This window comes from Aestuariivivens insulae (genome assembly GCF_022662195.1).
Lineage (GTDB): Bacteria > Bacteroidota > Bacteroidia > Flavobacteriales > Flavobacteriaceae > Aestuariivivens > Aestuariivivens insulae.
Window position 1 is genome coordinate 187445 of the sequence record NZ_JAKMCS010000008.1, and the last position, 23731, is coordinate 211175.

Sequence of the window (23731 nt, forward strand, 5' to 3'; positions counted from 1 at the left end):
GGTTGATTGTTAATGTACAATTAACCTATAATGCAATTAATACTTCACATACTCCACAATTTCCAAGCCGTAACCAATCAAACCTACACGTTTGGTTTGTTCGGTATTGGAGATTAAACGTAGTTTATGAATGTTAAGGTCATGGAGTATTTGTGCGCCTATACCAAAATCGCGCGAGTCCATATTGACCCTTGGTGCTTTAGTAACCTTATGGGGCACTTTATTTTCTTTTAGGTAAGCCAAACGCTTTAATATGTTCATGGATTGCGATTCTTGATTGATGAAGATAATAGCGCCTTTGCCTTCATCATTTATAACCTTAAACATGGCTTTTAATTGGTCGTCTACGGTATTGGTAAGTGTACCTAAAATATCATTGTTAACCAATGTGGAATTTATCCGCGTAAGCACTTTTTCATTATCTTTCCATTGTCCTTTGGTTAAGGCTATATGTACTTGATTATTAGTGGTTTGCTTGTATGCTCTTAGTCTAAAACTTCCAAACCGTGTTTCGATTTCAAAATCCTCTTTTTTATCAATTAGCGAATCGTGTTGCATACGATAGGCTACCAAATCTTCAATGGAAACAATCTTTAAATCCAAGGTTTTGGCCACTTCCATAAGTTGTGGTAATCTTGCCATTGTACCATCTTCATTCATGATTTCCACAATAACCCCAGCAGGATTTAATCCAGCCAAGCGCGCAAAATCTATAGCGGCCTCAGTATGTCCGGTACGTCTTAATACACCTCCTTCTTTAGCAACCAGCGGAAAGACATGTCCTGGTCTTGCCAATTCAAATGGTTTGGTGCTATGATCGATAAGTGCTTTTATGGTTTTTGCCCTGTCGCTTGCCGAAATGCCTGTGGTAACACCGTTACCCCTTAAATCTACCGACACAGTAAAGGCAGTCTCCATAGGATCGGTATTGTTCCTAACCATCATATCAAGCTCCAGTTCTTTACAACGAGTTTCGGTAAGCGGTGCACATATAAGTCCTCGACCATGCATGGCCATAAAGTTTATCATCTGCGGTGTTACTTTATCTGCAGCAGCTACAAAGTCCCCTTCGTTTTCCCTATTTTCATCATCGACTACAATAATGACTTTACCGTTTCTAATATCATCAATGGCATCGTGAATAGCATCTAATTTAATGGTTGTAGCTTTTGTGGTCATAGTGTCTTCAAAAATCATGGTGCAAAGATATGGCTTATTTTAAACTATTTAAGCCATTTAATTTTAAGAGCTCTTTTATTTTAACTCGATTAAATGGAAAAGTAACCATATATAAAGGAGCGCCTAATATGAGTAATATAATGTTTGGTGCTTTTTTGTTAATGTGCTTGTAAAATGTAAATAAATTTAAGGTGGCTTTAATGTAGTAAATTAAGTAAAGAAATAAAGATATTATACTTAATTGTATGGAAGCCGATGCCAATGATGGTAGCTTATTGTTTCTAAATACAAAGAACAGCACAAGTAAAATAACACCAATACTATATAACACCGTAGTGAACTTTGAGTGTTCGTTATAATTTTTTATGATGTTCTTTGAGGTATCAAAGCGTTTGTCAATAGCTACTCCTTGCTCACGAATATCCTGAATGCTTAGCCCTCGGCTTTCAAACACTTTAATGGCTTCGTATCTTGTGTTTTCATCGTGCCCTAAGCTTTCATAGTTGTTTATAGTATCAACAAGTTGATCGGTTTTATAGCTATTCAAAAACGTATAATCTACGCTGTTTCTTTCTTTTAATTTGAATACTTTCTTTAGGGGCTCTATAATACTATCCATATCAAACAGCCCTTTATCTGCAGTAGCGCGTATGGTTAAGTAAACACCTAAAGGAAGCATGACTAAGGTGGAAAACCAACTGCCTAAAATAGGGTTGAATTCCCCGCTCTTGGCACTATTGGTAGCAAAAATACCTATAAAGTGATAGGTTAAAAACAAGAGTATAGCTATAACCATAGGTAGTCCTATACCACCTTTGCGAATTAAAGCGCCAAGCGGTGCGCCTACAAAAAACAGAATTATACAGGCAAAGCCTAAAGCCAATTTTTCATGGTAAGAAACAATGTGTTTTTTATAGATGATGTTTTCATTTTTAATGAAGACCTCTTTGGACGTTATTATTTGCTTTGTACTGTTTACAGCGTTTAAAGCCGTATTTACGATCTGGTTTTTCGCTTTAGTATCAAATAAATCTAAAATAGGACCACTGTACAAACTATCTAAATTGATAGTTTTTTTAGGTTGCTTTTGTTTAGCTATATCAGGTAAGTGCCTGTTTAAATTTTGGATGCTGGAACGTTGGTAAAGCGATTTGGAAAAGTCGTTAAGCTCCGTTTGACGTTTTTGGGAAAGAGAATCCATTGCTTTGTCCAGACCGCCTAAATTAAGCATGTTATATCGGTCTGAAAGTGATTTGTCTTCCATATCCACATCATTCATTCCGCTTAGGTCAATATTAATAGTATAGGTATCAAAGGTGCTTTTGGCAAAGGGAAGCTTCTTATTTTCTGATGTTTTTTTCTTTGTAATGTCATTATAATAGTTGCCATCACTTAAAATAAGTTTTAAAACTTCAGATTTTTCGTTTCCAATAAAAACCCCATTTCTAGCTTTTATTCTAGTGGCTAGTTTTCTATTGTTTCCACCTTTTATATGGATAACCACGTCCTCAATGTGGTTGTCGTCTGTCTTTTTAGCAAATTTTATGTTATAGGGTGTGCCTTCCACAGCATTAAATTGACCTTCGGCCAAAAGCATGGCGGGCTTAAGCTTTGCTATATTCTTACGTAGGTTGTAGGAGTTGAATTCTGCCCAAGGAATAACATTATTAGCAAAGAGAAATGTAGTAAATCCAAGAATAACTATAAATACGCTAAGCCCGGACATGGCCCTTTGTAATGAAATACCGGTAGATTTCATGGCTGCGAACTCATAGTTTTCGGCAAAATTACCAAAAACCATTATGGATGACAAAAGTATGGTTAGCGGCAGTACCAAAGGAATAAGCTTAGGTAAAAAGTAAAAAATAAACTTAATGACCACAATGATGTCTAGGTCCTTACCTGCCAATTCTTTAATATAAAGCCAAATAGTCTGTAAAATAAAAATCAGTATGAGTATTAAAAACACACTGATAAATGTTTTAAGGTAGGAGGTTAGTATGTAACGATCTAATATTTTCACAGGAAAACCCTAATCTAATTTATTGATATAATAATCGCTGTATTTGCTCATGTCAAAGGTAAATAAGCTTTTTGATATGGGTTCATTTGTTTTAAAAGAATTAACGGTAAGTGTTGTTTTTGTACCGTTATTCCCAATTTGAATAAGGTTATATATATGTTTGGTCTGGGCATCGATACCTAACAGGATACTTTTTATTTCTGAATTGGAATCTATGGGAGACAATTTTACATATTGAATTTTCCTGCCTTTTACATTTTGAACAATGTCCATTTTGTATGTGTATCCTTCTTCATAAAAGGACAGCATTTTACTAGGTGTAATGCTGTCTTCTTCATCGCCATTTGATGAAGATATGGTTACCTCTTCATCTTCTGGGCTTATGTTATAGGTATTTTTGCCATCATAAATACGGGTAATGCCCAATATGTTCAATACGTACTTGTTACCTTGCATGACCACATCACCTCGTGTTTCTTGTCTTACGTTTTCGGCCGTGTTTTCAAGGACATATTTAAAATCAATTGAAATATTGTCGTAGCCTTTTACTTTTTCTGAAACGTCATTCAACAAAGTTTTTGCTTCATTGGCAGTTTGTGAAAAACCAATAGAAGTCATTACTACACATAATACGATTATAATCTTTTTCATTTTTTAAATTTCATTTTCTAAATGATTATCGAGAGCAGCTAAATCAGGGATAAGCACTTGCCTTGCTTTACTGCCTTCAAAAGGACCCACAATACCGGCAGCTTCCAGTTGATCTATAAGTCTTCCAGCACGATTGTATCCCAATTTTAGTTTTCGTTGTAATAAAGAAGCAGAACCTTGTTGTGCGGTTACAATAACTACAGCGGCCTCTTTAAACAGCGCATCTCTTTCGGAAATATCTATATCAAGACTTGTGCCACTTTCTTCACCAATATATTCTGGTAATTGATAGGCCTCTGGATATGCTTTTTGGGCACCAATATAATCGGTGATGCGTTCTACTTCAGGGGTATCCACAAACGCACATTGTACACGGATTAAATCGTTGCCTTGGGTATACAGCATGTCACCGCGACCAATAAGCTGGTCGGCACCAGAGCCGTCTAAAATAGTTCTTGAATCTATTTTTGATGTCACCCTAAAGGCTATACGTGCAGGGAAATTCGCTTTAATGATACCTGTTATAACGTTTACAGACGGACGCTGCGTTGCAATAATCAAATGGATGCCAATGGCACGTGCTAATTGTGCTAAGCGTGCTATAGGAGTTTCAACCTCTTTCCCGGCGGTCATAATCAAGTCTGCAAACTCATCTACAACCAACACAATATAAGGTAAGAACTGATGTCCATCGTTCGGATTCAATTTTCTAGCTTTGAACTTGGCATTATATTCCGCAATGTTTCTACACATGGCATTTTTTAACAATTCGTAGCGGTTGTCCATTTCAATACAAAGGGAGTTAAGTGTATTAATTACCTTAGTATTGTCTGTAATAATGGCATCTTCGCTATCGGGAAGTTTTGCTAAATAATGGCGTTCAATTTTGTTGAATAGGGTAAGCTCTACTTTTTTGGGGTCAACTAAAATAAATTTAACCTCTGCTGGATGCTTTTTGTAAAGTAAGGAGGTAAGTACAGCATTTAAACCTACCGATTTTCCTTGTCCAGTAGCTCCAGCCATAAGCAGGTGAGGCATTTTCGCCAAATCGACCACCAAAGTCTCATTACTAATAGTTTTTCCTAAAGCGATAGGTAATTGCATTTCGGAATTTTGAAATTTCTTGGAGGCAATCACCGAACGCATGGACACGACGGTCGCATTTTTATTGGGAACTTCTATACCAATGGTTCCTTTTCCTGGAATAGGTGCTATAATACGGATACCTAATGCTGAAAGCGATAGGGCTATATCGTCTTCTAGGTTTTTAATTTTGGAAATTCTAACCCCAGCTTCAGGAACGATTTCGTAAAGGGTTACTGTTGGACCAATGGTTGCCTTAATGCTCGCAATACCAATTTTGTAATTGTTTAAGGTTTCAACAATTTTATTCTTGTTTTCCTCAAGCTCTTCCTGGTTTATTTTAATGCCTTCAGTATCATATTTTTTTAATAAATCCAATGGTGGAAATTGGTAATTCCCCAGTTCCAATGTAGGGTCGTATAGACCAAAATCCTCAACCAGTTTGTTGGCCAGGTTATCAGTTTCAGAGCTTTCCTCCTTAACGCTTTCAACGGTAATCTCTATTTCTTCATGATCACTTTCCTCTTCAGCAACATTAACTTCTAGAGGGGCTTCAATGGTTTTGCTTTCTGGCTCTTTTTTTACTGAAGCATTGTCATTATCCAAATTTAATTCGTAAGCCGATTTAATGGCTTCCGCCTCTTCAGAAAGATTATTATCTATAGGGACATAGCTATCATCGTTTATTTCAGAAAAGTCGTCTGTAATATTCTTCTTTGCAGTTTTGAATAGCCTTGTAAAGCTTTCAAAAGTAACTTTAAAGCGAATGGCTAGGTAAGTAATCAAACCAAATAAGAGCAGGAGGATAACACCTATTTTTCCTATATAATCTTGTAAAAAGGTATTGATTTCATACCCTACAGTGCCACAAAGGATATCATTTGCATTGGAGAAGAACCCAAATAAAACAGATAGCCATAAGACTATTAGCGTTCCCCAAAACCAGTGTTTTCTTAATTTGGTTTTGTTAATGTCCATAAGGACATAAACCCCCGATAGAAAGATTAATCCAGAAAAGATAAAGGCAGCTATGCCAAAGCCACGATGTATAAAAAAGTCGCTTAACCAAGCCCCAGTTTTACTAAGCCAGTTTTCTGCTTTGGCGTCACGCGACATAAATTCTGAAATCGTACTTTGATCGGCTTTTCCAGTAAAGAAAAACGAGAGAAAAGCAATAAAGAGCAATATTCCAAAAAGCACCAAAAAACTACCAAAGACAAGTTTTTGCTGACTGGATAACTTAAAACTAGGAAGTTTTAGTTTTTTTCTAGGTGTTTTTTTGATTTTAGTTTTTTTCTTGGCCATTAAAGGGGTCAATTCAAATTGGGTTAAAAACTATTGTTTTTAGACTGCAACAAAAATACAAATTACTAACGTTTCTCCTAAAGGCATTAGTATTTTAAAAAATCTTTGGCAGGTAAATTATTAAGCCAATAACACAAGCAAAAACGGCAGCTATAAATACAGCACCGGCAGCAATATCCTTAATGAAACCTATTTTGCTATGATATTCTGGGTGTATAAAATTAGCAACTTCTTCAATAGCAGTGTTTATGCCTTCAATACTCATAACCATACCAATAGCTAAAAACTGGATAATCCATTCGGTTGGTGAAATATTAAAAAAGAATCCAAGCACAGTCATTAATACCGCAATACAAGCCTGTATTTTAATGCTGGATTCTTTTTTAAGAAGTAAAAAGGCGCCTTTGTAGGCATACTTAATACTTTTTAACCTGTTAACTAATAAGGACTCTTTTTTAGACATTCATCTCTTATTAAGAGCGTAAAGCTTCTAAGGCCTCATTGTAGTTAGGTTCTTCGGTTACACTTTGAACTTGTTGTGTATAAATGATTTTCCCGTTTTCATCAAGAATGATAATGGCCCTTGCCAAAAGTCCGCGAATAGGACCATCGATATAGGTTAAATTGTAAGCTTCTCCAAAGTTGCCGTCACGAAAATCGGATAAAGTCTCTACATTATCAATGCCTTCAGCACCACAAAATCTTGACATGGCAAAAGGCAAATCCTTAGAAATGCACAAGATTTTAGTATTTTCTAATGCGCTCGCCTGTTTGTTGAACGCTCTTACCGATGCAGCACAAGTACCAGTGTCTATACTATGAAAGATATTCATAATAACCTTATGCCCCTTATAATCATTTAATGTTTTGTTTGATAAATCGGCTGCGGCCAATTCAAAATCAGGGGCATTGTCCCCAACCTTAGGTAACTCTCCTTTTGAGTTAATTGGGGTTCCTTTTAAAGATAATATTGCCATTTCTATACATATTTAAAATTAGGATTTAAAAATAAGAATATTAAATTGTTTGTGTTGGTTATTTTGAAAAATTATTCAAAAAGTTAAGTCCTAATAGGTTTTGTCAATTTTAATATAACATATAAAAATATATTTTAAAAAATCTTTGGTGATTAATTGTTATTTTTAAGGTATTCACAAACAAATAAAATTCAAGATATGGAGAATAATAAGCAATCTAATGGATTAGGTAAATGCCCGTTTCATCATGGGGCAAATACGGCTACGGAAAGGTCGGTTACAGATTGGTGGCCTAATACATTAAACCTTGATATCCTACATCAGCATGATACCAAAACCAACCCATTGGGTAACGATTTTGATTATCATGAGGAATTAAAGAAATTGGATGTTGATGCCCTTAAAAAGGACCTTAATGATTTAATGACAGACAGTCAAGATTGGTGGCCTGCCGATTGGGGGCACTATGGCGGGTTGATGATTCGAATGGCGTGGCATGCAGCGGGTTCTTATAGGATTTCAGATGGTCGTGGCGGTGGAGGAACGGGCAACCAACGTTTTGCGCCGCTTAATTCGTGGCCAGATAATGTGAGCCTGGATAAAGCGAGACGTTTGCTTTGGCCAATTAAAAAGAAATACGGTAATAAGGTTAGTTGGGCAGACTTAATTATTCTGGCCGGAAATATTGCTTACGAAAGTATGGGACTCAAAACCTATGGCTTTGCTTTTGGTCGTGAAGATATCTGGGGGCCAGAAAAAGACGTTTACTGGGGTGCTGAAAAGGAATGGTTGGCACCTAGCGATGAGCGTTATGAAAATGTAGATAGCCCAGAAACTATGGAAAATCCATTGGCAGCTGTGCAAATGGGATTAATATATGTAAATCCCGAGGGCGTTAATGGGAATCCCGATCCATTAAAAACGGGAGCGCAAGTACGGGAGACCTTTAAACGGATGGCTATGAACGATGAAGAGACCGTAGCCTTAACCGCTGGCGGACACACCGTTGGTAAAGCCCATGGTAATGGTGATGCCAGTATTTTAGGAGCCGATCCTGAAGGTGCTGCTGTTGAGGAACAAGGTTTTGGTTGGTCTAATCCAACTGGAACAGGCAAGGGAAGGGATGCTGTTACAAGTGGCCTGGAAGGTGCTTGGACCGCAAATCCAACCACATGGGATAATGGCTATTTTGAAATGTTGTTTAATCATGAATGGGAGTCCAGAAAAAGCCCTGCAGGATCTTGGCAATGGGAACCGGTTAGTATTGAAGCTTCTAATATGCCTGTTGATGTAGAAGATATGAAAACGCCTCAGAACCCCATTATGACTGATGCTGATATGGCCATGAAGCTGGATCCTGTATATAAAGAAATCTCGTTGAAATTTAAGGACGATTTTGATGCATTCTCTGATGCTTTTGCAAGAGCTTGGTTTAAATTGACCCATCGCGATATGGGGCCTAAAGATCGTTGGTTTGGTCCAGATGTGCCAAAGGAAGATTTAATTTGGCAAGACCCAGTTCCCAAAGGCAAAAAGGATTACAATGTAGAAGCCGTAAAAGCTAAAATTGCCGCTTCTGGCCTTTCTATTTCCGATATGGTGTCTACAGCTTGGGATAGTGCCCGAACTTTTAGAGGCTCCGATTTTAGAGGTGGTGCCAATGGGGCTCGTATTCGTTTGGCTCCGCAAAAGGATTGGGCAGGCAATGAACCAGAGCGTTTAGCAAATGTGCTTTCGGCATTAGAACCTATTGCTGCTGAATTTGGTATTAGTGTTGCCGATACCATCGTCTTGGCAGGGAATGTAGGTATTGAAAAAGCTATTAGTAATGCAGGTATGGATGTTGGTGTACCCTTTGCTCCAGGTAGGGGTGATGCCTCCCAAGCTATGACCGATGCCGAATCATTTGCACCATTAGAGCCGTTAGCAGATGGATTTAGAAATTGGTTGAAAAAAGACTACGTGGTTAGTCCAGAAGAATTGATGCTGGACAGAACACAGCTTATGGGGTTAACCGCACCTGAAATGACAGTCTTGTTAGGTGGTATGCGTGTATTGGGAACAAATTATGGAGGTACTAAACATGGGGTGTTTTCAGATAATGAAGGCGCTTTGACCAATGACTTTTTTGTTAATTTAACAGATATGTCATACCAATGGAAACCCGTTGGTGGTGGCCTTTATGAAATTAACGAGAGACAGACTGGCGCAACCAAATGGACGGCCACGCGAATTGATTTGGTATTCGGTTCAAATTCTATATTAAGAGCATATGCTGAAGTTTATGCGCAAGACGACAACAAAGAAAAATTTGTTAAGGATTTTGTGGCCGCATGGACTAAAGTAATGAACGCCGATCGTTTTGACTTAGATTAAGTTTTGATTAATAAATTGTGTTAAACAAAAAAAAGCCTGCTGAACAACTTTCAGCAGGCTTTTTAATTGAAAAAGAATTCCTCGAGGCAGCTCCTTGAGGTTTCCGTTGATATTGTCATTCCCGTGAAAACGGGAATCTAAATAAAATAATTTCAAGAATTATTTCATTTATTGTTTTTAGAAAGCTTAGTTAACGTGTTTTTCTAAGAAATCAGCAACACCTTCATGGGTAGCTTGCATTCCCACTTTTCCTTTGTTCCAGTTGGCTGGACAAACTTCACCGTTTTCTTCAACAAACTGTAAGGCATCAACCATACGTAATGCTTCATCTACATTTCTTCCTAAAGGTAAATCGTTTACAATTTGATGACGCACGACACCTTCTTTGTCTATTAAAAATAAACCACGATACGCTATTAGTTCGCCTTCTGCTTGTAGCAAACCTTCTTCATCGTAGAACGTATCACCCGCTAATACATCGTAATTAGCAGCAATGGTTTTATTGGTGTCGGCAACCAAAGGATATGTAATTCCTTTAATTCCCCCCAGGTTTTTATCAACTTGTAACCAGCCATAGTGTGATTGTTCTGTATCTGTAGAAACGGCTATAACTGCAGTGTTTCTAGCTTCAAATTCAGCTAATTTTTCTTGAAAAGCATGCAATTCGGTTGGGCATACAAAAGTGAAATCTTTTGGATAAAAGAATAACACAACGTGTTTTTTCCCAATGAATTGATCTAATGAAAAATTAGTTACAAACTCGCCGCCATTTACAACAGCTTGAGCATTAAATTGAGGTGCTTTTTTACCTACTAATACTGCCATTTTTTAATTGTTTTATAAGTTATATAAATTTTAAACAGCCGCAAAGATAGATAATGCCCAAAGAATGGCAATAACTTATTATTTTAAAAATTTATGAGGTTATAGTTTATGTCAATTTGCTTTTTAGTTCGCCTTTTAGGTGCCTAATTTTAATGTGAAGAGCGGCAAAGAGTAAGGTGGTAAACGGACTCAAAAAATTGAAAAAAGCATATCCGGCATACGACAAAGTATCTACTCCCAAAACACCAGATTGATAGGCGCCACAAGTATTCCAGGGAATTAATACTGAAGTTACGGTGCCAGAATCTTCAAGTGTTCTGCTTAGGTTTTCTGGCGCCAAACCTTTATCGTCGAATGCTTTTTTAAACATTTTCCCAGGGATTACAATGGCCAAATATTGATCTGAAGCAATGGCATTTAAACCTAGACAGCTAATTACGGTACTAGCAAACAATCCGAATATTGATGTTGCCACCGTAAGCAAAGCTTTGGTTACCCTTGCCAAAGCTCCAATACCATCCATTATACCACCAAAGATCATGGCACTAACAATAAGGTAAATGGTCCAAAGCATACCTTTCATACCACCGGCAGAAAAGAGTTCGTTAAGCTTTTCGTTATCTGTCGCTATTTGGGTATCCGTTAATACTGAAGTTAAAACAGAACCTAATTTAGAATCCCCCAGACTATTCAAAATATTAGCTTGGAAGATGAAGGCAAAAATAGCAGCAAAAACAACACCTACTGTAAGGGCGGTTAAGGGCTTTGTCTTCATTAAAATTAAAGCAATTACAGCCAAAGGGACTAAAAATAACCAAGGCGTAATATTAAAGGTGTTATGTATTGTTTCCAATATATTACTTAAATCTGCACTCCCAGAAGTTTCTGTTGCAGCACTTAGTATAGCAAATATAATTAGTGTTATTATAATAGTTGGGACCGTGGTAATGGTCATGTATCTTATATGGGTAAACAAATCTGTTCCGGCAATAGCTGGAGCAAGGTTTGTTGTATCGCTCAACGGCGACATTTTATCACCAAAATAGGCGCCGGAAATTACGGCACCCGCGATCATTCCTGTATGTATGCCCAATGCGGTTCCAATACCAACCAAGGCAATGCCTACCGTAGCCGAAGTAGTCCAGGAACTACCTGTAGCTATAGATATTAATGCGCAAATAACAACGCAAGCAGGTAAAAAAATGGCAGGATTAAGCACTTGTAAGCCATAATAAACCATAGCAGGAATAACCCCACTTACTAGCCAGGTGCCCGCCAAGGCCCCGACTAAAAACAAAATTAGAATAGGAACAAAGACACTTTTTAGGTTTTCCCATATTTCCTTAATTATCAAGCTTAGAGATACCCTGTTGAAAAATCCAACTACCGCAGCCACGGCACCTCCCATTATAAGAATGATTTGATTGGTATAAGTGCCGAACCATTCCTGATCTTCCACAAAAAAGATGTTATAGGCCAGCAACCCCATAAGAATAACTACAGGTATTAAAGCTTCCAGTAGGTTTAGCTCTTTGTTCTCAATAATCCTTTGGTCGTTGGCTTCAAATGAGGAAATGTTATTGTTGTCTTGCATGAAATAAATTTTAATCTGGTAATGTTACGATTTTCGTATAAGCTATGCAAATGCTGTGCTATTGTGTACATTTGTGTCTTAATTTACAGGGTGTTATATGGATTCGTTGACCCAAATTGTTTTAGGAGCCGCTTGTGGCGAGGCTGTATTAGGAAAGAAAATAGGGAACAAAGCCTTGTTGTTTGGGGCTATAGGAGGGACCATTCCAGATTTAGATGTTTATGTGGGCAGTTGGATTCATGGTAATAATATTGATGCCATGTTGTTCCATCGTGGATTTATGCATTCATTTTTCTTTGCTGTTTTAGCCGCTTTTGGCTTGGGGTGGTTGGTTTATAGGTTGTATGATTCGGGAAGGCGTTTGGGTACTACGACTCTAAAGAATTGGATACTTTTATTTTTTTGGTCCTTATTTACACATCCCATTTTAGATTGTTTTACACCTTATGGAACGCAAATTTTGGCGCCGTTCTCCAATAATCGGGTTGCTTTTAATAATATTGCGGTCGTTGACCCCTTATATACCCTGCCTTTTTTAGTTTGTGTAATTGTTTTAATGTTTTTTAAAAGGTCTTCCAATCGAAGACGCTTGTGGTTGAAATTGGGTGTTGGTATAAGTTCGGTTTATATGCTGTTCACTATAGGTAATAAACTTTATGTTGATTATACGTTTAAAGCTTCTTTAAAAGAAAGAGGTGTGTCTTTTAAGCGTTTTACGGTGCAACCAGCTATTTTTACTAATGTACTTTGGTATGGCATAGCCGAAACTGAAGAGGCTTACCTTATTGCCAATTACTCCTTGTTTGATACCAATAATAGGTTTGCTCATTTTATAACACTGCCTAAGCAACGCGATTTAGTTCCTTCGGAATATAGAGATGTTAAGCGTTTGTCCTGGTTTAGCAATGGGTATTATAGTATTTATAAAGTGAGTGCTGATGCCTACCTATACAGCGATTTAAGGTATCCGCTTTTAGATGAAAACGATCCTAATTCGTGTGTTTTTAGTTTTGTGCTTTACCATGAAAACAACCGATTGAACATGAAGCCCTTTGAGCGTAATACTGAAAAAATTAGTGAGGCCATGCAAGCTATTTGGAAACGGGCTAAGGGGATTTGATGATGGAAGCTTGATATTGGAGGTTGGATGCTTGATGGTACAAAGTACGAAGTATCAAGTATAAAGAACAAAGTATCAAGTACTAAGTTAGATGTTAGTGGGTTGATTTTGTGGTTTTGGTCTGCGTTAGGGATTGCAGTGGCATCCCCTGACAAAGCTTTGCTTTCGTCAGGGATATAACGTAAAGCCCGACCAGAGCGTTTCCTGCAAGGTATCTTTTTAACCTTGCAGGTATGTAGCGACGGGAACGCCCAAAAAGGTTAAATGTTAGATGTTGAATGTTTGGTTAAAACACCCAGTTCTTCCATGCAGTTGCGCATTACTTGGTAGGTGCGTTCAATATCGGCATCCAACCCGATTGAGAAGCGTATCAAACCGTCACTTAATCCCATGGCCTTTTGTTCTTCTTCTGGAATTTCGGAAGATGTTGAAGTCCCAGGCGCACTGAACAAGGTCTTGTAAAATCCTAAGCTTACTGCTAGGTAGCCCAGGTTTCTATGCTGCATGAGTTCCATAAGCTCATTGGCTTTTTCAAGGGATCCTACATCTATGGTAAGCATGCCACCAAAGCCGTATTGTTCGTTCATCATGCTTTTGAACAGTTCGTGTGAGGGGTGCGATGGCAATCCTGGATATACGGTTTTTAATCCGTCCGTTTCAAATCTTTCGGCCAAGTATAGTGCATTCTTACTATGTTGCTGCATTCTTATATGCAATGTTCTTAGGTTTTTTAGAATAGAGGCCGCTCGCAAGCTATCCATGGTAGAGCCAAGCAACATGGAAGCACCGTCGTTAACATTGCGTAACTGGTTTATTAGCTCTTGGGATCCACAAACAACGCCACCTACGGTATCGCTAGAGCCATTTATAAATTTGGTTAAACTGTGTATTACAATATCTGCTCCTAGCTTCACTGGCGAAATGGATAGGGGTGAAAAGGTATTGTCTACAACCAATTTTATATTGTATTTCTTAGCCAGGTTGGCTAAACCTTTAATATCGGCTACTTCCAATAGTGGATTGCTAACGGTTTCGCAGTATAATACTTTGGTGTTTTTGGTTATGGCGGCTTCGACTTTTTCGAGATTGGTTATATCAACAAAGGAGGTTTTAATATGGAATCGTGGCGTGAAATTTTTCAAAAAGGCGTAGGTGCCTCCGTAAATCGTTCTGCTGGAAACAATATGGTCGCCAGAACCGCAAAGTTGAAGTAAAACAGGAGTAATAGCACCCATTCCAGAGGCAGATACATTGGCAGTTTCGGTGCCTTCCATGGCTGCTAGGGCTTCTCCTAAATACAAGTTGGAAGGCGACGAGTGGCGCGAATATAGATAGCAGCCATCGGCATTGCCCTCGAAGGTGTCGAACATGGTTTTTGCCGATAAAAAAGTATAGGTTGATGAATCTGATATGGAAGGATTTACACCTCCGAATTCACCAAAATATTGTAAATCCTGAATGCTGTTTGCGGGTTTAAAAGCCATGATTGAAGTGTTTAGGTAGTACAAAATTCCTTAGAATATGAATAAAAAACAATAATGTTGTTATAATGTAGATAATAAAACTATATTATGTTTAAAAATTAGATTTAAATTTTGTAATTTGTGATTAATTAGGTGATTAATAGAAAAATTTTCAATTATGGTTTTTGATACTATCGATAAAAAGTTACTGGAATATTTACAAGAGGACAGCAAACAGACCAATAAGGAACTTTCCAATAAATTAAACCTTTCGGTTACAGCGGTATACGAACGCATAAAAAAACTAGAAAGGGAGGGGTTTATTAGTGGTTATGTGGCATTGGTGAACAAAGTGAAAGTTGATAAGGCTTTTATGGTATTTTGCCATGTGAAACTGGTGCAACACGCCCAGGATTATGTGATAAAGTTTGAAAAAGAAGTGGCAAGCTTAAATGAGGTTTTAGAGTGTTATCATATAAGTGGTGATTACGACTACCTATTAAAGGTTATAGTAAAAGATATGGTTGCTTTTAGGGAGTTTATGGTAAAAAAGCTAACAACCATAGACCATATAGGTAGCACCCATAGCATGTTTGTTATTAATGAAGTAAAACATTCTACAGTTATTGGTTTTTAAGATGGATTCATTACGCTATAAAATAATAGAGTTTTTTATCATTTTTATGGTATTGCCCATTGGCTTTACCTTTAATTATTCGGCTTGGCTTAAGCTAAGTATAGGTATTTGTGGTTTTATATATATATGCTATATACTCTTAAGGCATGAAAAGATAGCCTTTAAAGTGGCTATAGGTTTAAATTGGATTTTGTTTTGGAAGCAAACCTTAGTGAAACTCATAATTATTTCTGCGCTGACCACTTTTTTTGTCTGGATTACCAATAAAGATGTACTTTTTTATGTATTGCTAGAAAAACCTAAATTTTGGTTTTTGATCCTTTTTATATATAGTGTCTTTTCGGTGTACCCACAGGAGATTGTTTATAGGACATTTTTTTTTAACAGATATAAAACGATTTTAACCAATAAAAACGTTTTAATAGTGGTTAACGCCTTGGTGTTTTCTTTAGGACATGTATTTTTTAAAAATCTTTTGGTTTTAATATTAACGTTTTTAGGAGGCTTGCTATTTGCTTTAACCTACTATAAAACAAGGTCTACACTATTGGTTTCTATAGAGCATGCTATTTATGGGAGCTGGTTATTTACGGTTGGCATGGGAAGTATGTTAGGCTTTCCTGATTAAGTTTAAAATAAAATCTTACAGTTAAAATCTTTTTTAGTACTTTTAAAAATCTTTTTTAAAACTTTATAATTATGAAAAAATTGGGGTACATACTTTTAGGGTTTGCCATTGGGGCCGTATTAACATATTTTTATTGTCCGAGACAATTAGAAAAGGAAATGAAGGTAATGAAGCCCAGCGGGGTCATTTCCATCAATGAGGCCAAGGAATTGAACAATAATTGGACTAAATACCGACAAGCAGCCGTAGATTCTGCCGCAAAACAACAAGGTAGAAACCATGACGACCGCTCTACGTGGTGGGCATTGGACGATATTGAAAACTATTTAGCCTATGCCAAATCCCAATCGGATAGTTTGGGGTATAACATGTCTGGTATTAGGGTGTACTTAGGGGTTTATGGATCTAATGCAGGACAGTCCAAGAAAAATTTAACCACCATGTTTATAGTGCCAACGGGTAAAAAATCTACGTCTGAAGCTAGCAGTTTAAATATAGGTTTACAAGGGGGAAATGAAGATGTGCCTGTATCTCCTTTAAACGATGGTACTGGAGGAGATACTGGATATCCTTGAAAATTTTAAATGAACGATTTTTTATTAGCATATAAAAATTCAATTACTTTTAGTATAGAAATTTTAGCAGCTGTTACTGGTTTGTTATGTTATAATAAATACAGACATACAGTTGCTAAATATTTTATATGGTTTTTGATATACCTTTCCATTTGTGACTTTGCAGGTAGTTATGTTAACTATATAAAAGGGGACGGTTTTTTTAATTTTTTACAGGGTACACGGTTGGTCAGGAATTTTTGGTGGTCAACAATGTATTGGAAAATAGGAGCTATTTTATTTTTTGCTTTTTATTACACTATAGTTTTAACCAATAAAAAGTTTAAATATATTATAAAGTACATATCTGTCTTGTTCTTTGTGTTTTCATTAGTATATATATTGTGTCATTGGGATGATTATTTTTTACGTTTTTTTCCTATTATTAGTGTGATGGGGGCGATGATTATTTTTTTGTGTACCGTTTTTTACTTCATCGAAATACTTACGAGCGATAAAATCCTTACATTCTATAGATCATTGAATTTTTATATTAGTAGTGCTATCTTTATTTGGTGGCTCATAATTACGCCTTTGGTATTTTATGATATTTATAACTCCCATAGGGATTGGAACTTCATATTCCTAAAATGGGAGATTTATTTAGTTGCTAATATATTCATGTATTTAACTTATACCTTTGCTTTTATATGGTGCAGACCGGAGAACGACTAGTAAGTACAGCTTCAGAGCGTTATTTGTTGGTGTATATGGTTACTGTTTTAGTTATCATTACAACACTGGTAATTGTATTTTTTATTGTATTTCAAAAACGAAAAAACAAATTACTATTAGATCGCATCAAGCAACAACAAGCATTTGAAGAAGAAATAGCACAAGCCCAAACAGAAACCCAGGAACAAACCCTTAAGAATATAGGTTGGGAGTTGCATGATAATATAGGGCAGATGCTGTCTTTTGCCAATATGCAATTGAGTATTTTAAAGATGCAGGTTGCCGATGAGGTTAAGGATAAGTTTAAAGATACTGCAGATGCCTTAAAGGATAGTCTTAATGAAGTAAGGGCGCTTTCAAGAACATTGAATAACGATGTGGTCTTAAATTTGGGGTTTGAGCAATCGATAACCAATGAGTTAAACCGATTGAAAAAGATGAAGTTTGAAACCGCTACGTTTCAAATTATTGGAGAAAAAAGGGCATTTAATAACAACAAGCACGAAATTATTTTGTTTAGGATCTTACAGGAATTTTTGTCGAATTCGGTTAAATATGCCGAAGCCAAAAATGTAAGTATTACTTTGGATTATCAACCCAACGAACTCCTTATTATAGCCAAAGACGATGGTAAAGGATTTGATGTCGATACAATAGAAAAAGGTTCTGGTTTAATTAATATGAAAAGTAGGGCCGCTTTAATCCATGCTAATTTGGATATCGATTCCAAGCCCCATGGAGGCGTTACTCTTGAGATTACATATCCTTTAGTTTAGGTGTTATCCAAAATACTTAAAAAAGGTTTTTAATACTTTAAACTTGTTCTTATAGGGTGCGTAGCGTAAAGCAGGGTCTAGCCATGTACCCCTTTTCATAATTGATTTTTGGTGAGTAAAAGTGTTAAAGCTATGTATGCCATGGTATTGCCCCATACCACTGGAGCCAATCCCACCAAAAGGAAGCCTGTGGTTGCCTAGGTGTGTCAATACATCGTTTACAACGCCACCGCCAAAACTGTATTTGTTTATTATGGTTTTGGTGAATTTTTTGTTTTTTGAAAACACATATAGCGCTAGAGGATTTTCAAGCTTATGAATAATGCGTTCAATATCTTTTTCGGTTTCAAAAGACAGAATGGGTAATATGGGACCGAAAATTTCATCAGACATGATGGCGCTGTCCAGTTCTGGTTCATTAACTAAAGAGGGAGATATATAAAGGGTTTCTTCATCTGTATCACCACCAAAAACAACATCTGTACCAGCCAGTAAATGTTTTAAACGCAAAAAATGCCTTTGGTTTATAATCCTGGGGAAGTCAGGTGAATTTTTTGGGTTTTCTCCATACTGTTTAATGATTTCAGCTTTTAAGGCTGCTATAAACGAGGTCTTAATATTGGATTTTACAATGACATAATCTGGAGCTATGCATGTTTGTCCGCCATTTAAGAGTTTACCCCAAACCAATCGGCGGGCGGTTAATTTCAAATCGACAGTATCGTCAATAATGCAGGGCGATTTTCCTCCAAGTTCAAGGGTAACTGGTGTTAGGTGTTTTGCTGCTGCAACCGCAACCATTTTTCCAACCAAAGTACTACCGGTAAAGAAAATATAACCCCAATGCTGTTTTAATAATTCAGTTGAGGTTTCCACACCGCCTTCAATGGAAATGGCTATTTCCTTAGGGAAAACATTTTCAATAATTTTGGTAATGACTTTCGAAGTATGCTCCGTAAGTTCACTAGGCTTTACTACCACAGTATTGCCTGCTGCTATGGCCATGATTAATGGTTCTAGAGCTAATAAAAAGGGGTAGTTCCACGGCGCAATTATTAATACCGTTCCATAGGGTACTTTATAAATATAGTCTTTTGAAGGAAATGTTAATAATGAAGGTCTTACACGTTTAGGTTTAGACCATTTTTTTACATCTTTAATGGCTAAATCCAAAGCAGAAACCACTAAGCCAAACTCACTTAGAAAAGCTTCAAAAGGCGATTTTTTAAAGTCTTTGTATAGTGCATTATATATATCCTGTTCTTTTACAAGGATTTCTTGTTTCAATGTTTTTAGAAGCTGAAGCCTATAGTTGACATCTTTTGTTTTTTGAGACTCAAAAAACGCTTTTTGTAGCGAAACGATTTCTGGTATGGTCATCAAGGTGTTTTTTTAAAGATACTAAAATTTACAGACAGGCATCCCAAACAGGATCCTTTGGTAGCGGAGCCAAAATATTAACAGGAGTTTGTTTTACGGGATGCATAAATTCGATATGTCTGGCATGAAGATGAATGCTGGCATCTTTGTTACTTCGGTCGAAGCCATATTTTAAATCGCCTTTTATGGGGCATCCTATACTGGAAAGTTGTGAACGGATTTGATGGTGCCTGCCAGTTTCCAAATTAATTTCAAGTAAAACATAATTATCCAATTGCTTAAGGGTTTTATAATGAAGGACCGCTTTTTTGCTATCCTTAACTTCATTCTGGTAAGCTGTGGATTTGTTGTTCTTGGGATTCTTTTTTAGCCAATGAACCAATGTGCCTTGAGGCTTTGGTGGTTCGTTTTTAACGATGGCCCAATACGTTTTCTTGATGTCTTTCGAAAGAAATAATTTATTTAATCTGGGTAGGGCCTTGCTGGTCTTAGAAAAAATAACGAGGCCAGTTGTGGGGCGGTCTAACCGATGCACGACACCTAAGTACACATTGCCTGGTTTGCTGTACTTGTCTTTTACGTAATGCTTAACGATATCGCTTAACGGCGTGTCTCCAGTTTTATCGCCTTGAACAATATCTCCGGCACGTTTGTTTACAATTATAATATGATTGTCTTCGTATAATATTTGAAGGTTAGATGGATTGGATTTAACTTTCATAGAAAGAATGAGACTATAAATTTATTGGCAATTTACCAATTAGGATTCAATTATGTGTTATATAAAACCAAAAACGGGAATGCATTGCGCATTCCCGTTAATTTACAAGTATGATTTATTTATCTTTTTGGAAGTAAAGGGCACTCAAAATACATGTCTATAGATTCAAAATCGTTTAAATCTAAAGCTTCTTCGTTGCATGCTTCAGCATATTTACTAGCGTCAACTCCTTCTTTTAAAAGGTTCATATGCCAACGGCCGCCATTATAATCTTGGTCACCTGGTTTAGAATCTGAAATTAAGGGAAGCCCACCATAAAACATGCCGCCCGGCATCATATAGAGCTCGTCAAAATTACCGCTACTGGGTTTAAATGTAGCAGGTACTACCAAACCTGTATATTCTATGCAGTCTGCCCAAATTGGAGGTCGTTGACGCGGTGAATTTTCAGATTTAGCATTGGAATTTGTTTTGCTCGTGGCTGTGGCATTGGACGATATGTCGGTCAAATATTGGAGAAGCGCCAAATTATTGGCTTCAGAGGTTGGGATAGCTTCCGTGTTTTCATTTGAACATCCTGTGGAAGCAATAAATATGCCTAATAATAAGAGGGAAGCAATTGTTTTTTTCATAATTAATAGCTTTTAAGATTAGTACTAATCTCAAAATTATTAAATCTTATGCTCTTAAAGTGTTAGCTAGCTTACACTTCTGAAAAAAGTGGGTTTTTAGATGATCAATACTATTAGTATTGTTCTTCATCATTGGGGAAGTCCATGCTTTTTACATCGGCTACATATTGCTGCATGGCTTTGGTCATATCTTCAAACAGGTTCATATAACGTCGTAAAAAACGCGGGTGGAATTCGTGGGTCATGCCCAGCATATCGTGTAGCACCAATACTTGGCCGTCTACACCATTACCGGCACCAATACCAATAATGGGGATAGAAACACTTTCGGCAACCTCTTTGGCAAGAGCAGCTGGAATTTTTTCAAGGACAATAGCAAAACACCCTGCTTTTTCTAACATTAAAGCATCTTCCTTTAGGCGTTTGGCTTCTTCTTCTTCTTTGGCCCTAACCGTATACGTACCAAATTTATAGATGGACTGTGGGGTTAGTCCCAAATGTCCCATAACAGGAATTCCCGCGTTTAAAATACGCTTTATGGATTCTTTTACTTCTTTGCCACCTTCTAATTTTACGGCATGGGCACCACTTTCTTTCATAATACGAATAGCAGAACGTAAGGCTTCCTTAGGGTCGCTTTGGTAGCTTCCAAAAGGTAAATCTACTACAATTAAGGCCCGGTCTATTGCACGGATTACAGATGACGCATGATAGATCATTTGGTCCAACGTAATGGGGAGCGTGGTTTCGTGTCCCGCCATAACATTACTGGCCGAATCCCCCACTAAAATGACATCAACTCCAGCACCGTCAACAATTTTCGCCATCGTGTAATCGTAAGCGGTAAGCATGGATATTTTTTCGCCGTTGGCTTTCATATCCACTAATGACTTTACTGTAATGCGTTTGTATTCCTTTTTTGCTGTAGACATTTGCTTAGTTAGTTTTATATGGAGAACCCAAAACGTTTAAATGAGTTCAGTTTGTAAAAGTAATAAATTAAGTAGATACTGTTAAACTTTTCTTTAAACCACAAGGCAGTTGGAACAGTTGTATTACTTTAGATAAAAACACATCATCATGCAACGTATATTGGTTTATTTAATATTGGCTATTACCTCTGCGGTTTTTGGTCAGGAAGGTGAAACGTTTGAAGTTCGTAAAACAGTCGATACTTTTTTTGAAGGTTTCCATAAAGGAGACACCACGTTAATGAAGTCAGTTATGATGGATAAGGTCTTATTGCAAACGGCCTACAGAAACAAGGAAGGACAGGATGTTTTGGTGACCGATGAGTTGCAAAAACTTGTTGATGCTATAGCCAAGAGACCTGCCGACCAAAAATGGGACGAACGTTTGTTGGATTATAGCATACAGGTAGATGGCAATATGGCCAATGCCTGGACACCTTATGAGTTTTGGTTTAATGGTGAATTTAACCATTGTGGCGTGAATTCTTTCCAGTTGTTTAAGGACGGCACACAATGGAAAATTATTTATTTGATTGATACACGGCGTAAGAAGGGCTGTGGGGTGGAGTAGGTTTTGATTAACTATTTTCTGTAGCCTATCCCATTTTAGGACTCCACTAAATTCGAAAAAGATTTGTTATTAAGTTCAGGTTTGGAGATTAAATTTATTTCATCCTCAAATCTGGGTATAAACTCTATAGGGGGCTTATTCCATTATCCCTATAAATCATTTTACAATTTGATTTCATAGGAACCCTTATTACCAACAGTTACGCTTTTTTATAAATCCCGCTTTCAAGCATTAATGCTTCACTTTTCAAGTGGCTCAAGAGGTTTAATAGCTTGGGTTTGGTACTTTCACCCATAAGAACATTTAATCCTATTTTAGGTGGTCCAAACGCTTTTAACTTAGTTACAAGTGCCTCAAAGAAGTCTATTCCAGCTTTGGTTTGATTTGTAATTACCGACCTCTCAAATCCCAGTTCATTTAGGATGTCGTTCATTGCATTACTTTTGAATAAGAAACTGTGATTGGCAGAGGAAGCCCAAGGCATAGGATATTCAACTTCTATATCATTGTCTTTGAATATATCATAGTAAAGAAAATGTCCACCGGGTTTTAAAACTCGTTTGATCTCTGAATAGAATTTTTTCTTGTCGGGGATATTCATTTGAACATGTTGTGTCCAAACTACATCAAATGAGCTATCGTCAAAAGGAAGGTTTGTGGCATTACCAACTACAAATTTCGTCCTGTGGTCAAGTTTTACCAACTTAGATAACGCTCTGGCTGTTCTAATGTACTCATTAGAAAGATCAATACCAGTGACATTACAATTAAATTCATCTGCCATCATACGACATGGACCGCCAAGTCCACATCCAACATCTAGTACTTCAAGTCCGTTAAGATTAGTTGCTTGCGCAAGTTCTTTGGAAACAGCTGCGCCTCTTACATGAAATTCATCTACTCCTGCAATATCACTCCGGTTAACCGAATTCAGGTCAAGTCCTTGGTCCATTAATCGACCTAATATATCTTCAAATAGACCTTCTTTAAGATAATGTCTCTCAATGACTTGGTTTAAATTCTCCATGTTTTTATTGTTTTAGCTAATTGTTGTCAACGTTTATATATATGTAAGTTGTGTGTAAATGGAATGAATTTTTCAGCCTCAAGCTGACCTTAAATATATGAAAATGCCAATGAATTAATCATTTACAAGCAATTTTTTATATATGCTGTTACCTGCTGTGCTTCCTTTTTAAGCAGTACAATGCTAAAAGCTGCTCCAAAAATCATTCTTACTCCAGCTGTATGGATATAGTTCTTGCTGATTTATTTGTCATCTAAAGTCTTTTCATAAGAAAAGGCACTTGATGCCTTTTCAAATGCCTTTTCAGAATTAGTATTTATTATGCTTTATTTAGTTTAGCCCAATTGTTGTTTGCTTTGGTTACCAATTCTTTATGTGGACTTGCAACAAAAAAATGGACTTTAAGTTGAATGACTAAGCTGCCTGTTTCTGGTTATACATATCTAATTCAAATTCTCTTATAGTTTTATTTCCTAAAAAGGAATGCCTTCTTTTATTATTGT

At 36.9% G+C, this 23731-nt stretch carries 21 protein-coding genes; 7 read left to right on the plus strand and 14 right to left on the minus strand.

From position 1 onward, the window contains the following. Window positions 1-36 precede the first annotated feature (36 nt). From ribB to tpx, 6 genes are all read right to left on the minus strand, one after another. A complete protein-coding gene (ribB, locus tag MR062_RS11525; RefSeq protein ID WP_242204376.1) occupies window positions 37-1197 on the minus strand; it encodes a 3,4-dihydroxy-2-butanone-4-phosphate synthase in 1161 nt (386 codons plus the stop codon). 16 nt (window positions 1198-1213) lie between these two features. Continuing rightward, window positions 1214-3202, minus strand: a complete 1989-nt coding sequence (locus MR062_RS11530) for an LptF/LptG family permease (protein ID WP_317235814.1) — start codon at window positions 3200-3202, stop codon at window positions 1214-1216. 9 nt (window positions 3203-3211) lie between these two features. Continuing rightward, on the minus strand, window positions 3212-3853 hold the full coding sequence (locus tag MR062_RS11535; protein WP_242204378.1) for a LolA family protein: 642 nt from the start codon (window positions 3851-3853) through the stop codon (window positions 3212-3214). A 3-nt stretch (window positions 3854-3856) separates the two neighbouring features. Then, window positions 3857-6241: a DNA translocase FtsK gene (locus tag MR062_RS11540; RefSeq protein WP_242204380.1), complete on the minus strand. Its 2385-nt coding sequence runs from the start codon at window positions 6239-6241 to the stop codon at window positions 3857-3859. A 94-nt stretch (window positions 6242-6335) separates the two neighbouring features. Then, window positions 6336-6704, minus strand: a complete 369-nt coding sequence (locus MR062_RS11545) for a diacylglycerol kinase (RefSeq protein WP_242204382.1) — start codon at window positions 6702-6704, stop codon at window positions 6336-6338. 10 nt (window positions 6705-6714) lie between these two features. Next, window positions 6715-7218, minus strand: coding sequence for a thiol peroxidase (tpx, locus tag MR062_RS11550; RefSeq protein WP_242204384.1), 504 nt, complete (start codon window positions 7216-7218; stop codon window positions 6715-6717). Between the two features lie 198 nt (window positions 7219-7416). Here tpx and katG point away from each other — a divergent pair, with 198 nt between their 5' ends. Beyond that, on the plus strand, window positions 7417-9594 hold the full coding sequence (gene katG / locus MR062_RS11555; protein WP_242204386.1) for a catalase/peroxidase HPI: 2178 nt from the start codon (window positions 7417-7419) through the stop codon (window positions 9592-9594). 186 nt (window positions 9595-9780) lie between these two features. Here katG and MR062_RS11560 read toward each other — a convergent pair whose 3' ends face one another. Both MR062_RS11560 and nhaC read right to left on the minus strand, forming a co-directional pair. Next, on the minus strand, window positions 9781-10419 hold the full coding sequence (locus MR062_RS11560) for a peroxiredoxin (RefSeq protein WP_242204388.1): 639 nt from the start codon (window positions 10417-10419) through the stop codon (window positions 9781-9783). A gap of 106 nt (window positions 10420-10525) precedes the next feature. Continuing rightward, window positions 10526-12013 (minus strand): Na+/H+ antiporter NhaC, encoded by a 1488-nt coding sequence (gene nhaC, locus MR062_RS11565; protein ID WP_242204389.1) that lies wholly within the window; start codon window positions 12011-12013, stop codon window positions 10526-10528. A 97-nt stretch (window positions 12014-12110) separates the two neighbouring features. On the opposite strand from nhaC, the gene MR062_RS11570 reads away from it, so the two are divergent. Then, a complete protein-coding gene (locus tag MR062_RS11570; protein WP_242204393.1) occupies window positions 12111-13133 on the plus strand; it encodes a metal-dependent hydrolase in 1023 nt (340 codons plus the stop codon). Window positions 13134-13393: 260 nt separating this feature from the next. On the opposite strand, the gene MR062_RS11575 is transcribed toward MR062_RS11570, so the two are convergent. Further along, the gene (locus MR062_RS11575; RefSeq protein WP_242204395.1) at window positions 13394-14617 is read right to left on the minus strand and encodes an aminotransferase class I/II-fold pyridoxal phosphate-dependent enzyme; all 1224 of its coding nucleotides are present in this window, start codon (window positions 14615-14617) and stop codon (window positions 13394-13396) included. A 157-nt stretch (window positions 14618-14774) separates the two neighbouring features. Here MR062_RS11575 and MR062_RS11580 point away from each other — a divergent pair, with 157 nt between their 5' ends. The 4 genes from MR062_RS11580 to MR062_RS11595 all read left to right on the plus strand — a co-directional run bounded on the left by MR062_RS11580 (window position 14775) and on the right by MR062_RS11595 (window position 17926). Beyond that, window positions 14775-15233: an Lrp/AsnC family transcriptional regulator gene (locus MR062_RS11580; protein WP_242204396.1), complete on the plus strand. Its 459-nt coding sequence runs from the start codon at window positions 14775-14777 to the stop codon at window positions 15231-15233. A gap of 1 nt (window position 15234) precedes the next feature. Next, the gene (locus MR062_RS11585; RefSeq protein WP_242204399.1) at window positions 15235-15861 is read left to right on the plus strand and encodes a CPBP family intramembrane glutamic endopeptidase; all 627 of its coding nucleotides are present in this window, start codon (window positions 15235-15237) and stop codon (window positions 15859-15861) included. A gap of 71 nt (window positions 15862-15932) precedes the next feature. Next, on the plus strand, window positions 15933-16436 hold the full coding sequence (locus MR062_RS11590; protein ID WP_242204401.1) for a hypothetical protein: 504 nt from the start codon (window positions 15933-15935) through the stop codon (window positions 16434-16436). A gap of 689 nt (window positions 16437-17125) precedes the next feature. Continuing rightward, entirely contained in the window at window positions 17126-17926 is an 801-nt protein-coding gene (locus tag MR062_RS11595; protein ID WP_242204402.1) for a sensor histidine kinase, read from the plus strand. Window positions 17927-17929: 3 nt separating this feature from the next. Here the strand turns inward: MR062_RS11595 and MR062_RS11600 are convergent, their stop codons facing one another. The 4 genes from MR062_RS11600 to panB all read right to left on the minus strand — a co-directional run bounded on the left by MR062_RS11600 (window position 17930) and on the right by panB (window position 21591). Then, window positions 17930-19306, minus strand: coding sequence for an aldehyde dehydrogenase (locus tag MR062_RS11600; RefSeq protein WP_242204404.1), 1377 nt, complete (start codon window positions 19304-19306; stop codon window positions 17930-17932). 28 nt (window positions 19307-19334) lie between these two features. Further along, a complete protein-coding gene (locus MR062_RS11605) occupies window positions 19335-20027 on the minus strand; it encodes an RluA family pseudouridine synthase (protein WP_242204406.1) in 693 nt (230 codons plus the stop codon). Window positions 20028-20146: 119 nt separating this feature from the next. Beyond that, the gene (locus tag MR062_RS11610; RefSeq protein WP_242204408.1) at window positions 20147-20659 is read right to left on the minus strand and encodes a hypothetical protein; all 513 of its coding nucleotides are present in this window, start codon (window positions 20657-20659) and stop codon (window positions 20147-20149) included. A gap of 113 nt (window positions 20660-20772) precedes the next feature. Beyond that, the gene (gene panB / locus MR062_RS11615) at window positions 20773-21591 is read right to left on the minus strand and encodes a 3-methyl-2-oxobutanoate hydroxymethyltransferase (RefSeq protein WP_242204410.1); all 819 of its coding nucleotides are present in this window, start codon (window positions 21589-21591) and stop codon (window positions 20773-20775) included. A gap of 148 nt (window positions 21592-21739) precedes the next feature. Between panB and MR062_RS11620 the strand changes: the two genes are divergently transcribed. Further along, window positions 21740-22201, plus strand: coding sequence for a nuclear transport factor 2 family protein (locus tag MR062_RS11620; RefSeq protein ID WP_242204412.1), 462 nt, complete (start codon window positions 21740-21742; stop codon window positions 22199-22201). A 199-nt stretch (window positions 22202-22400) separates the two neighbouring features. Here MR062_RS11620 and MR062_RS11625 read toward each other — a convergent pair whose 3' ends face one another. Next, window positions 22401-23228, minus strand: a complete 828-nt coding sequence (locus tag MR062_RS11625) for a methyltransferase domain-containing protein (RefSeq protein WP_242204414.1) — start codon at window positions 23226-23228, stop codon at window positions 22401-22403. Window positions 23229-23731: the final 503 nt, after the last annotated feature.

Coding starts and splice junctions, on each gene's coding strand:
- katG (WP_242204386.1), top strand. CDS start 7,417: ATGGAGAATAATAAGCAATCTAATGGATTAGGTAAATGCCCGTTTCAT.
- MR062_RS11570 (WP_242204393.1), top strand. CDS start 12,111: ATGGATTCGTTGACCCAAATTGTTTTAGGAGCCGCTTGTGGCGAGGCT.
- MR062_RS11590 (WP_242204401.1), top strand. CDS start 15,933: ATGAAAAAATTGGGGTACATACTTTTAGGGTTTGCCATTGGGGCCGTA.
- MR062_RS11600 (WP_242204404.1), bottom strand. CDS start 19,306: ATGACCATACCAGAAATCGTTTCGCTACAAAAAGCGTTTTTTGAGTCT.
- MR062_RS11560 (WP_242204388.1), bottom strand. CDS start 10,419: ATGGCAGTATTAGTAGGTAAAAAAGCACCTCAATTTAATGCTCAAGCT.
- MR062_RS11610 (WP_242204408.1), bottom strand. CDS start 20,659: ATGAAAAAAACAATTGCTTCCCTCTTATTATTAGGCATATTTATTGCT.
- MR062_RS11595 (WP_242204402.1), top strand. CDS start 17,126: ATGGTGCAGACCGGAGAACGACTAGTAAGTACAGCTTCAGAGCGTTAT.
- MR062_RS11545 (WP_242204382.1), bottom strand. CDS start 6,704: ATGTCTAAAAAAGAGTCCTTATTAGTTAACAGGTTAAAAAGTATTAAG.
- MR062_RS11585 (WP_242204399.1), top strand. CDS start 15,235: ATGGATTCATTACGCTATAAAATAATAGAGTTTTTTATCATTTTTATG.
- MR062_RS11620 (WP_242204412.1), top strand. CDS start 21,740: ATGCAACGTATATTGGTTTATTTAATATTGGCTATTACCTCTGCGGTT.
- panB (WP_242204410.1), bottom strand. CDS start 21,591: ATGTCTACAGCAAAAAAGGAATACAAACGCATTACAGTAAAGTCATTA.
- tpx (WP_242204384.1), bottom strand. CDS start 7,218: ATGGCAATATTATCTTTAAAAGGAACCCCAATTAACTCAAAAGGAGAG.
- MR062_RS11605 (WP_242204406.1), bottom strand. CDS start 20,027: ATGAAAGTTAAATCCAATCCATCTAACCTTCAAATATTATACGAAGAC.
- MR062_RS11540 (WP_242204380.1), bottom strand. CDS start 6,241: ATGGCCAAGAAAAAAACTAAAATCAAAAAAACACCTAGAAAAAAACTA.
- MR062_RS11580 (WP_242204396.1), top strand. CDS start 14,775: ATGGTTTTTGATACTATCGATAAAAAGTTACTGGAATATTTACAAGAG.
- MR062_RS11535 (WP_242204378.1), bottom strand. CDS start 3,853: ATGAAAAAGATTATAATCGTATTATGTGTAGTAATGACTTCTATTGGT.
- MR062_RS11575 (WP_242204395.1), bottom strand. CDS start 14,617: ATGGCTTTTAAACCCGCAAACAGCATTCAGGATTTACAATATTTTGGT.
- ribB (WP_242204376.1), bottom strand. CDS start 1,197: ATGATTTTTGAAGACACTATGACCACAAAAGCTACAACCATTAAATTA.
- nhaC (WP_242204389.1), bottom strand. CDS start 12,013: ATGCAAGACAACAATAACATTTCCTCATTTGAAGCCAACGACCAAAGG.
- MR062_RS11625 (WP_242204414.1), bottom strand. CDS start 23,228: ATGGAGAATTTAAACCAAGTCATTGAGAGACATTATCTTAAAGAAGGT.